At 73.1% G+C, this 12,443-nt stretch carries 11 protein-coding genes and 1 rRNA gene; 11 read left to right on the top strand and 1 reads right to left on the bottom strand.

Annotation, left to right across the window (positions count from 1 at the left end):
* The 4 genes from rrf to HJC40_RS43380 form a co-directional block, all read left to right on the top strand.
* Positions 1-115 (top strand): 5S ribosomal RNA (gene rrf, locus HJC40_RS43395); the annotation flags it as partial.
* Between the two features lie 136 nt (positions 116-251).
* On the top strand, positions 252-3,146 hold the full coding sequence (locus tag HJC40_RS43390; protein ID WP_250009678.1) for a hypothetical protein: 2,895 nt from the start codon (positions 252-254) through the stop codon (positions 3,144-3,146).
* Positions 3,143-4,147 (top strand): HAD-IIA family hydrolase, encoded by a 1,005-nt coding sequence (locus HJC40_RS43385; protein ID WP_250009677.1) that lies wholly within the window; start codon positions 3,143-3,145, stop codon positions 4,145-4,147. Before HJC40_RS43390 ends, HJC40_RS43385 begins: the two co-directional genes overlap by 4 nt.
* Before the next feature lie 179 nt (positions 4,148-4,326).
* Positions 4,327-4,959, top strand: coding sequence for a flavin reductase family protein (locus tag HJC40_RS43380; RefSeq protein WP_250009675.1), 633 nt, complete (start codon positions 4,327-4,329; stop codon positions 4,957-4,959).
* 21 nt (positions 4,960-4,980) lie between these two features.
* On the opposite strand, the gene HJC40_RS43375 is transcribed toward HJC40_RS43380, so the two are convergent.
* Complete coding sequence (locus tag HJC40_RS43375; protein WP_250009673.1) at positions 4,981-5,316, bottom strand: SCP2 sterol-binding domain-containing protein; 336 nt, start codon at positions 5,314-5,316, stop codon at positions 4,981-4,983.
* Between the two features lie 108 nt (positions 5,317-5,424).
* On the opposite strand from HJC40_RS43375, the gene HJC40_RS43370 reads away from it, so the two are divergent.
* From HJC40_RS43370 to HJC40_RS43340, 7 genes are all read left to right on the top strand, one after another.
* Positions 5,425-6,294, top strand: coding sequence for a phasin family protein (locus HJC40_RS43370; RefSeq protein ID WP_250009672.1), 870 nt, complete (start codon positions 5,425-5,427; stop codon positions 6,292-6,294).
* Between the two features lie 4 nt (positions 6,295-6,298).
* Entirely contained in the window at positions 6,299-6,586 is a 288-nt protein-coding gene (locus tag HJC40_RS43365; protein WP_250009671.1) for a hypothetical protein, read from the top strand.
* Between the two features lie 7 nt (positions 6,587-6,593).
* A complete protein-coding gene (locus tag HJC40_RS43360) occupies positions 6,594-7,454 on the top strand; it encodes a TlyA family RNA methyltransferase (protein WP_250009670.1) in 861 nt (286 codons plus the stop codon).
* On the top strand, positions 7,451-8,338 hold the full coding sequence (locus HJC40_RS43355; RefSeq protein ID WP_250009669.1) for an NAD kinase: 888 nt from the start codon (positions 7,451-7,453) through the stop codon (positions 8,336-8,338). The genes HJC40_RS43360 and HJC40_RS43355 overlap by 4 nt, the downstream gene beginning before the upstream one ends.
* An 84-nt stretch (positions 8,339-8,422) precedes the next feature.
* Positions 8,423-10,168, top strand: a complete 1,746-nt coding sequence (recN, locus tag HJC40_RS43350) for a DNA repair protein RecN (RefSeq protein ID WP_250009668.1) — start codon at positions 8,423-8,425, stop codon at positions 10,166-10,168.
* A gap of 121 nt (positions 10,169-10,289) precedes the next feature.
* On the top strand, positions 10,290-11,468 hold the full coding sequence (gene steA / locus HJC40_RS43345) for a putative cytokinetic ring protein SteA (protein ID WP_250009666.1): 1,179 nt from the start codon (positions 10,290-10,292) through the stop codon (positions 11,466-11,468).
* 16 nt (positions 11,469-11,484) lie between these two features.
* Complete coding sequence (locus tag HJC40_RS43340; protein ID WP_250009665.1) at positions 11,485-12,426, top strand: copper transporter; 942 nt, start codon at positions 11,485-11,487, stop codon at positions 12,424-12,426.
* Positions 12,427-12,443 lie beyond the last annotated feature (17 nt).

The following is a 12,443-nucleotide window of genomic DNA, read 5'->3' as shown; positions in this document are numbered from 1 at the left end:
CGGTGGTCATAGCGGAGGGGAAACGCCCGGTCTCATTCCGAACCCGGAAGCTAAGCCCTCCAGCGCCGATGGTACTGCACTCGGGAGGGTGTGGGAGAGTAGGACGCCGCCGGACTCAACGTGACAGCCGAGGGCCGCCCCGAAATCGGGGTCGGCCCTCGGCTGCTTTTGTTTGTTCGTACCCGAGTAGTTTGAACGTCGAGGCAAGCCCGCCACGCCAGGAGGGCCGGCCGTATCGGAAGGATTGATCCGTGACTACTGGACCCCAGGACGAGGGCGGCTCCGCCCCTCGCGACGACGAGCGCCGAGGCGGACGCGGTCGCGAGGGCGACCGCGGCGGCTTCCGGGGTGACCGGGGCGGTGACCGTGACCGCGGCGCCTCCTCCGGTGGTGACCGCGGCGGCTTCCGAGGCGGCGACCGTGACCGTGGTGGCTCGTCCGGCGGTTCCGCCGGTGGCTTCCGCGGCGGCGACCGTGGCGGCTTCCGCGGTGGTGACCGTGACCGCGGCAGCTCCGCCGGCGGCGACCGGGGTGGCTACTCCGGTGGTGGCGACCGGGGCGGCTACCGGGGTGGTGACCGTGACCGTGACCGTGGCGGTTACTCCGGTGGTGGCGGCTACCAGGGCGGCGACCGGCGTGGCGTGACCGGCGGCGACCGCGACCGTGGTGGCTACCGCGGCGACCGTCCCCAGAGCGGTGATCGTCCGACCGGTGGTGGCTACCGCGGCGACCGTCCCCAGAGTGGTGACCGTCCGCAGGGTGGCGGCTATCGCAGTGACCGTCCGCAGGGTGGCGGCGGCTACCGCGGCGACCGTCCTCAGAGTGGTGGCTACCGTGGCGACCGCCCGCAGGGTGGTGGCTATCGCGGTGACCGCCCGCAGAGCGGCGACCGTCCCACCAGCGGTGGCTACCGCGGTGGCGACCGTCCGCAGAGCGGTGACCGTCCGCAGGGCGGCGGCTACCGCGGCGACCGCCCGCAGAGTGGTGCCTTCCGCAGCGACCGCCCCCAGAGCGGTGGCTATCGCGGTGACCGCCCCCAGAGCGGTGGCTACCGTGGCGACCGCCCGCAGAGCGGCGACCGTCCCACCGGTGGCGGCTACCGCGGTGACCGTCCGCAGAGTGGTGGCTTCCGCGACCGCGAGCGTGGCGGTTTCCAGGACCGGGGTGACCGTCCCCAGGGGGGTTACCGCGGCGGCTCGTCCGATCGTGGTCAGAGCCGGGACGACCGTGGCGGCTTCCGCGGCGGCGACCGCCCGCAGGGCGGTGGGTTCCGGGACCGCGATCGTGGCGGCTTCCAGGACCGTGGTGACCGTCCCCAGGGTGGCGGCTTCCAGGACCGTGGTGACCGTCCCCAGGGTGGCGGCTTCCAGGACCGTGGTGACCGTCCCCAGGGCGGTGGCTTCCGTGACCGTGGCGGCTACCAGGACCGCGGACCGAGCCGGGACGACCGTGGCGGTTTCCGCGGCGGTGACCGTCCGCAGGGTGGCTACCGCGGCGACCGCGAGACCGGTGGCCCGCGCGGCAGCTTCCAGGGCGGCTCCGGTGGCTCGGGCGGCTATCGCGGCGACCGTGACCGTGGCGGCTTCCAGGACCGTGGCGACCGTGGTGGTTTCCAGGACCGTGGCGGCTTCCGGGACCGGCCGCAGAGCGACCGGCCGGGCAACCGCGGCGGCAGTGGCTTCCGGGACCGTCCCCAGGGCGACCGCCCGCAGGGGGACCGGCCCAGCGGTGACCGTCCGCAGGGCGGCGGCTTCCGCGACCGTGACGACCGTGGTGGCTACCGCGGCGACCGCGGCCCGCGTGAGGGTGGCTTCCGCGACCGCGACGACCGTGGGCCCCGTGACGGTGGCTTCCGCGGTCGCGAGGACCGGGCGCCGGGTGTCCGGGACGACCGGGAGAGCCGGCACCCCGCCAACGAGGAGCGGGACCGCGACGACCACCAGGCCTTCGTGGCGCCCGAGATCCCCGAGGACATCGAGGCCGCCGACCTCGACAAGGAGGTGCGCACCGAGCTGCTGTCGCTGGCCCGGGAGATCGCCGACAAGGTCGCGCGGCACCTCGTGGCGGCCGGCCAGATCATCGACGAGGACGCCGAGCTGGCGCTCCAGCACGCGATCGCCGCACGGCGGCTGGCGTCCCGCATCGCCGTGGTGCGCGAGGCCGTGGGCCTGGCGGCGTACGCGGCCGGGGACTGGACGACCGCGATCGCCGAGCTGCGCACCTATCACCGGATGACCGGGCTGCAGACGCACCTGGCCGAGCTGGCCGACTGCGAGCGCGCGCTGGGCCGTCCGGAGCGGGCGATCGACCTCTACCGTGGCGCCGACGTCGAGAAGATGGACAAGTCCGGGGCGATCGAGCTGCTGATCGTGGCGGCCGGCGCCCGCGGTGACCTCGGCCAGCACGACGCGGCCGTGTCGATGCTGCAGGTGCGCGAGCTCAACACCGATGAGGACGCCGAGTGGGCCGCGCGCCTGCGGTATGCGTACGCCGATGCCCTGCTCGCCGCCGGCAAGCGCGAGGAGGCCCGGCAGTGGTTCACCCGGGCCGCCGCGGCCGACGACGAGGGTCTCACCGACGCGGCCGAGCGCCTGCTCGAGCTCGACGGTGTGACGCTCGAGGACGAGGACGTCGACTCCGCCCAGGGTGACCAGCGCAGCGGCACGACCGCCGGCGAGAACGAGGACGAGCGGGCGGCCCTCGACGAAGACGACGACTACGACGAGGACGAGGACGAGGACGAGGACAGCGACGACCTCGCCGCCCGCAACGACGACCTCGACGACGAGGACGAGGACGACGAGCCCGCCGCCCGCAACGACGACCTCGACGACGAGGACGACGAGGACGACGACGAGGCTGCCGCCCGTAGCAGCGAGCTCGACGACGACCTAGCCGCCGGAACGGACGACGAGCCTGCCGCCCGCGACGGCGAGCTCGACGACGACGAGCCGGTCGCCGCGGCGGACACCGACGTCAACACCGACCCGGTCGCCGTCGAGGACGTGGCCGAGGAGCTCGAGGCCGACGCGGAGGACCTGGCCGACGAGCAGCGCGAGCGGGCGGCCGGCGGCGACGTGAAGGCGGCCGGCAAGGACGACGAGGGCGACGAGTTCGTCAGCGAGCCGAAGCAGCCCAAGGAGTGAGCGGCGATCTCGCGGCCGGCTACGACCTGGTCATCTTCGACCTGGACGGCGTCGTCTTCCTGATCGACAAGCCGATCCCGGGGGCCGCCGAGGCGGTCGAACGGCTGCGGGAGCGCAAGACGCCGGTGGCGTACGCGACGAACAACGCGTCGCGTCGCGCCGCCGACGTCGCCACCCTGCTCACCGGCATGGGTGTGCCGGCGCAGCCGGCCGAGGTGCTCACCTCGGCCGGCGCGTCGGCCGCCGTGCTGGCCGAGAAGCTGCCCGCCGGCTCGCCGGTGCTGGTGGTCGGCGCGGACGCGCTGCGGGACGAGGTCACCGACGCCGGGCTGACCCCGGTCGACAGCCTGGGCGACAAGCCGGTCGCGGTCGTGCAGGGCTACGGCCCCGAGGTGGGCTGGCAGATCCTGGCCGAGGCCTCCCTAGCGGTGCGCGCCGGTGCGATGTGGGTCGCCACCAACACCGACCGCACCCTGCCCAGCCCGCGCGGTCCGCTGCCCGGCAACGGCTCGCTGGTCGCCGTGCTGCGCACCGCGCTCGACCGGGAGCCCGACCTGGTGGTCGGCAAGCCCGAGCCGGCCCTGTTCACCACGGCCGCTTCGCAGTCGCAGGCCAAGCGTCCGCTGGCCGTGGGCGACCGGCTGGACACCGACATCCAGGGCGCGGTCGGGGCGGGCATGGACAGCCTGCTCGTACTGACCGGGGTGAGCGGCCCGGCCGACCTGCTGGCCGCCGACGAGTCCCGCCGTCCCACGTTCGTCGCGGCGGACCTGTCCGGCCTGTTCCGCCCGGCCGAGGAGGCCGCCGTGCCGCTGACCGCGGACGAGGCGGGCGGCTGGCGGGTCGCCCGCGAGGGTGAAACGGTCACCCTCGACGGCGCCGGCGATCCGGTCGTCGCCTTGCGTCTGCTGTGCGCGGCCACCTGGAACGGCGTGCCGTCGACCGGCATCGAGCCGGCTTCGGAAGCCGCCCGGGGGCTGCTCAAGTCCTGGGGCCTCTGAACGCTGCTCGCCCGGCCCGGCCGGTGCCCGGATGCAAAACCCGGACACCGGCCGGCTCCGATGCGACGTCCGGGATCCGGTCGGAACGGACCCGACACCCGTGGGCACGGCGTCCTCCGCGGGGACGCGACGTCTGAAAGCCGCCAGCCCCGGGACCGGCCGGCGGGTCAGCATGGGGCATGCATGTCGTACCGGGTCTCAAGGTTCTTTATTTCGGCACTCCTGTCGTGCTGATCAGCACGCTCAACGTGGACGGCACGGCCAACTTGGCACCCATGTCGTCGGCCTGGTGGCTGGGTCAGACGGCGATGCTCGGGATGGGTGACCGCAGCCGCACGGCCGAGAATCTGCGGCGCGAGCGGGAGTGCGTGCTCAATCTGCCCTCGTCGGCGCTGGTGGCGGCGGTCGACCGGATCGCGATGACCACGGGACGGCCGGACGTGCCGGCGGCCAAGGCCGAGCAGGGCTACCGGTACGTGGCCGACAAGTTCACGCTCGGCGGCCTGAGCGCACAGGCGTCGGTCCTGGTCGCGCCGCCGCGGGTGGCCGAGTGCCCGATCCAGCTGGAGGGCCGGGTCGTCCGCGCGCACGGCCTCACCGGGGATCTGCACGCCACGGCGTACGAGATCGAGGTCCTTCGCACCCACGTCGACGACCGCCTGCTGATCCCCGGCACGGCCCACGTCGACCCGCTGCGCTGGGACCCGCTCATCATGAAGTTCACCGAGTTCTTCGGCGGCGGCGTCAACCTGCACCCGTCCCGGCTGGCCGCGGGCTGGCGGATGCCCGCGCTGGGGCACATCGGACGCTGAGCAGCAGACGACTTCGCGGCGTCAGAGGAGTTTGCGCAATTTCAGCAGGTCGAAGGGGTTGGCCTTGATCTGGATCTGCCGGCTGGCGATGGCCCGGGTGACGTCGAGCTTGCCGGCGATCAAGGCCAGCAGGTCGTCGCCGGCCGCGATCAGCGCGATCTTGGCTTTGGGGTCGTCGCCGTCGGCGATGTCGGTGAGCGTCCCGCCCGTGAGCCGGCCGTGGAAGGCCGTCCCGAGGTCGGTGACGCGGCATGCCAGCGTGCGGTCGAAGTCGAGCCGGCCGCGCGTTTCCGCGTTGCGCTCCAGCCTCGCCGCCAGGTCGTGCAATGCCTGCCGGCACTCGTCCACGGTGGCCATCGGTTCCCTTTCCTCACGACACCCGGTACGCGTACCGCACCGTACCTCACGAAGTCCTGCGAACCGCCCGGTAGCGTGGCACCCGACGAGCCGTGAGAGGAGCGGAACATGCCGGACGCATGGCGGGCGTATCTGGAGATGGCGCTCGGACTGACCGAGACACCGCGTAAGCGCGCCCAGAAGGTTGCGGGCGAGCTGGTGAACCGTGGCGGCGCCACGGCCGCGCAGTTGCAGGGCCTGGTCGACGATCTGCTGTCGGCCGGTATGGCGAACCGTGAGGCGTTGACGAACATCGTCCGCTACGAGGTGGACAAGGCGCTCGGCGTGGTCGGCCTGGCCACCGCCGAGGAGGTCACCGAGCTGACCGACCGCGTACGGGATCTGGAACGGCAGCTGCGGGACGCGGAGTCGCGCGCCCAGGGCGGCGTGTCGGCCGACGCTCCCAGCGCGGGAGTGGGCGGCACCCGGATCGACGAGCCGGCGCCGATCCCGCGCCCGGCCAAGAAGGCGGTGGCCAAGGCGGTGCCCAACGCGATGCCGTCGGCCGGCACCACCCCGGCGCAGCCACCGGCCAACACCGCACCGCGCACCGACACCCCGGCCAAGAAGGCGGTGGCCAAGAAGGCGGTCGGCAAGAAGGCGCCGGCCAAGGCCGTCCCGCCGCCCGACGAGGTGATCCCGGCCGGGAAGCGGGCCACCGCGAAGGTCGCTCCGGCCACCGTGGAGGCCGAGCAGCAGGGCACGCCGGCGCAGAAGGCGGCGGCCAAGCGGACCGTGGCCAAGAAGGCGGTGGCCAAGGCGGCCCCGGCCAAGAACGCTGAGCCGCCGGCCAAGAAGGCGGCGAAGAAAGCGGCCAAGAAGGCCACGCCGGGCGCACCCGCGGGCACCGCCGAGTCGCCGACCGCGGGCGTCCGGGACGCGGCCGCCGCCACCGAGCTGCCCCCGGTGACCCCGACCGAGCCGCGGCCGGAGGCGTGAGCCGATGACCTTCCCCAAGCCCGGCCCGATGCCCGGGGGTTTCCGCCCCGGGCCCCCGCCGGTGCCGCGTCCGCCGGTGCAGCCGGTCGCCCCGCAGGGGGTCGCGGTCAGCCTGCCGCCGGCGGTCGACGAGGCCACCGGCGAGATCGTGCGGGAGACCGGCCACCCGGCCGTGGACGCCGTGCTGAGCTCGCTCGAGAACGCGGCCCGGCTGGCGCCGTCCGAGCAGATCGCCGAGTACGAGGCCGCCCACCAGGTTCTCCAGGAGACCCTGGCGAGCATCGACCGGTGAGGCGCTGATGGCCCGTCGGGCCCGGCTCGACGCCGAGCTGGTGCGCCGCAAGCTGGCCCGCTCGCGGGAGCAGGCCGCCGCGCTGGTCGAGGCCGGCCGTGTGCAGGTGCGCGGCACGGTGGCCCGCAAGGTGGCCGCGATGATCGACCCGGCCGACCCGGTGATCGTCACCGGCGAGGACCCGGCCACCGAGTACGTGTCGCGCGGCGGTCACAAACTGGCCGGGGCGCTCGCCGCGTTCGGCCCGCGCGGCCTGGTCGTCGAGGGTCGCCGCTGCCTGGACGCGGGCGCCTCGACCGGTGGGTTCACCGACGTGCTGCTGCGCGCCGGCGCCCGGCAGGTGGTCGCCGTCGACGTCGGCTACGGCCAGCTGGCCTGGCCGATCCGCACCGACGAGCGGGTGGTCGTGATGGAGCGGACCAACGTCCGGGCGATCACGCCCGAGTCGATCGGCGGCCCGGTCGAGCTGACTGTGGCGGATCTCTCGTTCATCTCGCTGCGGCTGGTGCTGCCCGCGCTGGCCGGGTGCACCGCGCCCGCCGGCGACCTCGCGCTCATGGTCAAACCCCAGTTCGAGGTGGGCAAGGAGCGGGTGGGTGCGGGCGGGGTCGTACGGGACTGGACGTTGCGGGCCGAAGCGGTGCTGGACGTGGCGACGGCCGCCGCCGAGCTCGGTCTCGGGGTGGCCGGGGTGACCGCGAGCCCGCTGCCGGGGCCGAGCGGCAACGTCGAGTTCTTCGTGTGGTTCCGCCGGGACGCGCCGCCAGCCGATCGAGCGGAGATCGAAGAAGTTGTCGCCGCCGGGCCGGGGAGCAAGGTAGCTTCTGCCGGGCCGGAGCAGACGGCCGCCCCCTTGGAGGACTCATGACCCGCTCGGCCCTGCTGGTCACGCACACCGGCCGGCGGCAGAGCACGCAGCACGCCCGCACGGTCGCCCAGGACCTGCTGGCCGCCGGCTTCCAGGTCCGCGTGATCGCCGAGGAGGTGGCCGACCTCGATCTGCCGCCCGAGGTGACCACGGTGGACGGCCCGCACGCGGCCGACGACGTCGAGATCGTGCTGGCGATGGGCGGCGACGGCACGTTCCTGCGCGCCGCCGAGCTGGCCCGCCCGGTCAAGGCGCCGCTGCTCGGCATCAATCTGGGCAAGGTCGGCTTCCTCGCCGAGGCCGAGATCGACCACCTCGACGAGGCCGTCAAGGACGTCGTCGAGGGCGCGTACAAGGTGGACGAGCGGCTGACGCTCGACGTGCGGGCCGAGTACGGCGGCCGGGTGATCGCCGAGTCGTGGGCGCTCAACGAGGTGAGCGTCGAGAAGGGCCAGCGCGCGCAGATGCTCGAGCTGCTGGTCGACGTCGACGGCCGCCCGCTGGCCCGCTACGGCTGTGACGGTGTCGTGTGCGCGACGCCGACCGGCTCGACGGCCTACGCGTTCTCGGGCGGCGGCCCGGTGGTCTGGCCCGAGGTCGAGGCGCTGCTGCTGGTGCCGATCAGCGCCCACGCGCTGTTCAGCAAGCCGCTGGTGACCGCCCCGACGTCGACCTTCGCGCTGACCGTCGACCCATACACCTCTTTCGCCGTGCTCTGCTGTGACGGTCGCCGCACCTGGGACCTGCCACCGGGGGCCAAGGTCACCGTCGAGCGCGGCCGGCTCCCCGTACGCCTGGTGCGGCTGCAGCCCAGGCCATTCACCGACGTGCTCGTGGCCAAGTTCGCCCTGCCGGTGGAGGGCTGGCGCGGCAATCGACGCTGATCGGCGGTTCGGTACCGCCCGGTTTTCCCCGCGGGAAGCACGGCCGGTGGGCAAATGTCGGGGGGCACCGATACTGTCTGCCGTGTGCTGGAGGAACTGCGCATCACCGGGCTCGGCGTCATCGACGACACGACGCTGCGGCTGACGGCGGGCATGAACGTCATCACCGGTGAGACCGGTGCAGGCAAGACGATGGTGGTGACGGGTCTGGGGCTGCTGTTCGGCGGCCGGGCCGACGCGGGACGTGTGCGGGCCGATCCGGGCCGCGCGGTCGTCGAGGGCCGGCTGCGGCTGGGCGGCAAGCTGGCCGACGAGGTCGGCACCCGCATCACCGACGCGGGCGGCGAGATCGACGACGACGGTTCGGTGCTGCTGAGCCGCACGGTGACGATCGAGGGCCGCTCCCGCGCCCATGTCGGCGGCCGGAGCATGCCGGTGTCGATGCTCAGTGATCTGGGTGAGCGGGTGCTGGCCGTGCACGGTCAGTCCGATCAGCTGCGGCTGCTGCGACCGGCCGAGCAGCGCGGCGCGCTCGACCGTTTCGCCGGTCCCGAGCACGAGAAACTTCTGGAGACCTACCGCGAGGCGTACGGGCGGTGGCGGGCCGTGGTCGACGACCTGGCCGACCGCCGGCGCAACGCGCGGACCCGCTCGCAGGAGGCCGACCTGCTCAAGCTCGGCCTCGACGAGATCAGCCGGGTCGACCCCCAGCCGGGCGAGGACGACGACCTGCGCGCCGAGGTGCAGCGGCTCGAGCACGCCGAGGGACTGCGCGTGGCCGCCGCGCTGGCCGCCCAGGCGCTGGCCGGCGGCATCGAGGTGACCGACGAGGCGCCCGACGCGACGCAGCTGCTGGGCACGGCCCGCCGCACGCTCGAGGCGCAGGCCGCGGTCGACCCGATGCTGGGCGAGCTGGCCGGGCGCATCGAGGAGGCGGCCACCCTGGTCGGCGACGTCTCGGCCGAGCTGTCGGCCTATCTGGGCGGTCTCGACGCCGACCCGGCCCGGCTCGAGGAGATCTACGAGCGCCGGGCCGCGCTGCGCGCGCTCACCCGTAAGTACGCCGACGACGTCGAGGGTGTCATCGTCTGGGCCGAGGAGGCCCGCACCAAGCTGGCCGCCCTCGACTCGTCCGACGAGCTGCTCGAGGAGCTCGACAAGGAGCGTCAGCGGCTGGCCGTCCAGGTCGGCGAGCTGGCCGCCCGGCTCACCGAGGCGCGCACCGAGGCCGCGGGCCGTTTCTCCGAGGCGGTCAGCGTCGAGCTCGCCGGCCTGGCCATGCCGCACGCCAAGGTCGAGGTCGCGGTCGTCCCGCGGGTGGCCGGCCGCGACGAGCCGACCGCCGGCGACCTGCCGGTCGGTCCGGACGGGGCCGACGAGGTCGAGTTGCGGCTGCTGGCCCACCCGGGCGCGCCGTCGCTGCCGCTGCAGAAGGGCGCGTCGGGCGGTGAGCTGTCCCGGGTGATGCTGGCGATCGAGGTCGTCTTCGCCGGGGCCGGCGGTCCCGAGACGCTGGTGTTCGACGAGGTCGACGCCGGGGTCGGCGGGCAGGCCGCGGTCGAGATCGGCAAGCGGCTGGCCCGGCTCTCGCGCACCCATCAGGTGCTGGTGGTGACCCACCTGCCGCAGGTCGCCGCGTTCGCCGACCGGCATCTGGTCGTCGCCAAGGACACCGGCGGGGCGATCACCACGAGCGGGGTGCGGATCGTCGAGGAGACCGAGCGGGCGCGCGAGCTGTCGCGCATGCTCGCGGGGCTGCCCGACTCCGATCTGGGCATTGCTCACGCGGAAGAGTTGCTCGCGGTCGCGGGGCGCGAGAAAAGGGCCTGACCAGCACGTTCGGCCATGGCACCATGGCTGAGAGGGACTAGCGGGGCGAATGCCCCTTTTGTGGGTGAGATCGCGCATGTCGCGTGCCAGGCGGGTGACGCGGCATGTCAGGATGGCCGTGATGCGACTTCCCACTTTGCGCCGCGCGCGGAGCACCGATCCCGATGCCCTCGCCGGCACCGCCCGCCTCGACCGCCGGACCAAGCGTCTGACCGGCCGGCTGCGTCCCGGTGACATCGCCGTGATCGATCACGTCGACATCGACCGGGTGGCGGCCGATGCGCTCGTCGCCGTCGGCGTGTCCGCCGTGCTCAACGCGAAGCCGTCGATCTCGGGCCGTTATCCCAACCTCGGCCCCGAGGTGCTCATCAAGAACGGCGTCGTGCTCATCGACGACCTCGGCGAGGAGGTCTTCGAGCGGCTCAGCGAGGGCGCCTCGGTGGTCATCGAGGGCGACACGGTGCTGCTCGACGGTGAGCCGGTCGCCTCCGGGGTGCGGCAGGACGCCGAGACCGTGGCGCGTTCGATGGCCGATGCCCGTGAGGGCCTGTCGGTACAGCTCGAGGCGTTCGCGGCCAACACCATGGATTACCTCAAGCAGGAACGTGACCTGCTGCTCGACGGCGTGGGCGTGCCCGATGTGCAGACCCGGATCGCCGGGCGGCACGTGCTGATCGTGGTGCGGGGTTACGACTACAAGGACGACCTCGACGTCCTGCGGCCCTACATCCACGAGTACAAGCCGGTGCTGATCGGCGTCGACGGCGGGGCCGACGCGCTGGTCGAGTCGGGCTACACCCCCGACATGATCATCGGGGACATGGACTCGGTGACCGACGACGTGCTGCGCTGCGGGGCCGAGGTGGTCGTGCACGCCTATCCCGACGGGCGCGCGCCGGGCCTCGAGCGGGTGCACAACCTCGACGTGGCCGCGCTGACCTTCCCGGCCGCGGCCACCAGCGAGGACCTGGCGATGCTGCTGGCCGACGACAAGGGCGCGACGCTGATCGTGGCCGTGGGCACGCACGCCAACCTGGTCGAGTTCCTCGACAAGGGCCGCGGCGGCATGGCCTCGACGTTCCTGACCCGGCTCAAGGTCGGCGGCAAGCTGGTCGACGCCAAGGGCGTGAGCCGGCTCTACAAGCAGAACATCTCCGGCTCGGCGCTGCTGCTCCTGGTCCTCTCGGCGACCGCCGCGATGGCTTCGGCGGTGGCCGTGTCGACGGTCGGGAAGGCATACCTGACCGTGGTTTCCGAGTGGTGGGACAATCTCGTCTTCCAGCTCGGGCATCTTTTCTGACGACGGGGCTTGTGTCGTGATCAACTTCCGGTATCACGTGGTGTCGCTCACCGCGGTCTTCCTGGCCCTGGCCATCGGCCTGGTCGTGGGCACCGCCGCGCTCAACGGTCCGGTGGCCGACAACCTCAAGAGTCAGATCACCGCGCTGAACAAGGATCTCGGCAACAAGCGCGACGAGATCAACCAGTACCGCGAGGAGATCAACCGCAGCCAGGAGTTCGCCACCGAGCTCGCGCCGACCGTGCTCAACGGCCGGCTGGCCGGGCGCAAGCTGGCCGTGCTGGCCCTGCCGGGCACCGACCAGTACGCCGACAAGGTGATCACGATGCTGACGATCGCCGGCGCGACGATCACGGCGAAGGTCACGGTGCAGGACAAGTTCTTCGACCCGGCCGTCGGGCTCGACCTGCTCGACCTGGCCAACGCGTCGTCGCAGCCGACGATCCCGATCAACCTGGTGCCGCTGAACAGCGACGGCGTCGAGACGGCCAGCGCCCAGCTGGCGCTGGCGCTGTTGCAGCGCACCGGCGCCGCCACCACCCAGCCGGCCGCCGGTGATGTGACGGCGGTGCTGACGGCGTACAGCGAGCAGGGTTACATCGCCGTCGACGACAAGGCCGTGGGCGGGGCCGAGGCCACCGTGATGATCAGCGGCGCGCCGGCCGTCGACAAGGACGCGGCCAAGAAGTCGCAGTCGACGGTCACCATGGCCAACGAGACGAGCAAGAACCGGCCGCTGGTGGTGGCCGGGGTCGGCGTGGGCGAGGGCAACCTGATCTCGGCCGTGCGTGGCGACCCGACGCTGGTCAAGGCGATCTCCACGGTGGACAACGCGAGCACCGCCGACGGCCAGGTCGCGACCGGCATGGCTACCGTCGAGCGGGTGGTCGACAACAAGGTCGGTCAGTACGGTCTCGCCGCGGGCGCCGCCTCGCTGGTGCCCAAGGCCGCGTCCTAGCGGTCGGTCTCTAGACT

The organism is Actinoplanes sp. M2I2, from assembly GCF_023544445.1.
GTDB lineage: Bacteria > Actinomycetota > Actinomycetes > Mycobacteriales > Micromonosporaceae > Actinoplanes.
This window is presented reverse-complemented; position numbering and strand designations above follow the sequence as displayed.

Coding starts and splice junctions, on each gene's coding strand:
- HJC40_RS43370 (WP_250009672.1), top strand. CDS start 5,425: ATGCCGGACGCATGGCGGGCGTATCTGGAGATGGCGCTCGGACTGACC.
- HJC40_RS43365 (WP_250009671.1), top strand. CDS start 6,299: ATGACCTTCCCCAAGCCCGGCCCGATGCCCGGGGGTTTCCGCCCCGGG.
- HJC40_RS43380 (WP_250009675.1), top strand. CDS start 4,327: ATGCATGTCGTACCGGGTCTCAAGGTTCTTTATTTCGGCACTCCTGTC.
- HJC40_RS43375 (WP_250009673.1), bottom strand. CDS start 5,316: ATGGCCACCGTGGACGAGTGCCGGCAGGCATTGCACGACCTGGCGGCG.
- steA (WP_250009666.1), top strand. CDS start 10,290: ATGCGACTTCCCACTTTGCGCCGCGCGCGGAGCACCGATCCCGATGCC.
- HJC40_RS43360 (WP_250009670.1), top strand. CDS start 6,594: ATGGCCCGTCGGGCCCGGCTCGACGCCGAGCTGGTGCGCCGCAAGCTG.
- HJC40_RS43355 (WP_250009669.1), top strand. CDS start 7,451: ATGACCCGCTCGGCCCTGCTGGTCACGCACACCGGCCGGCGGCAGAGC.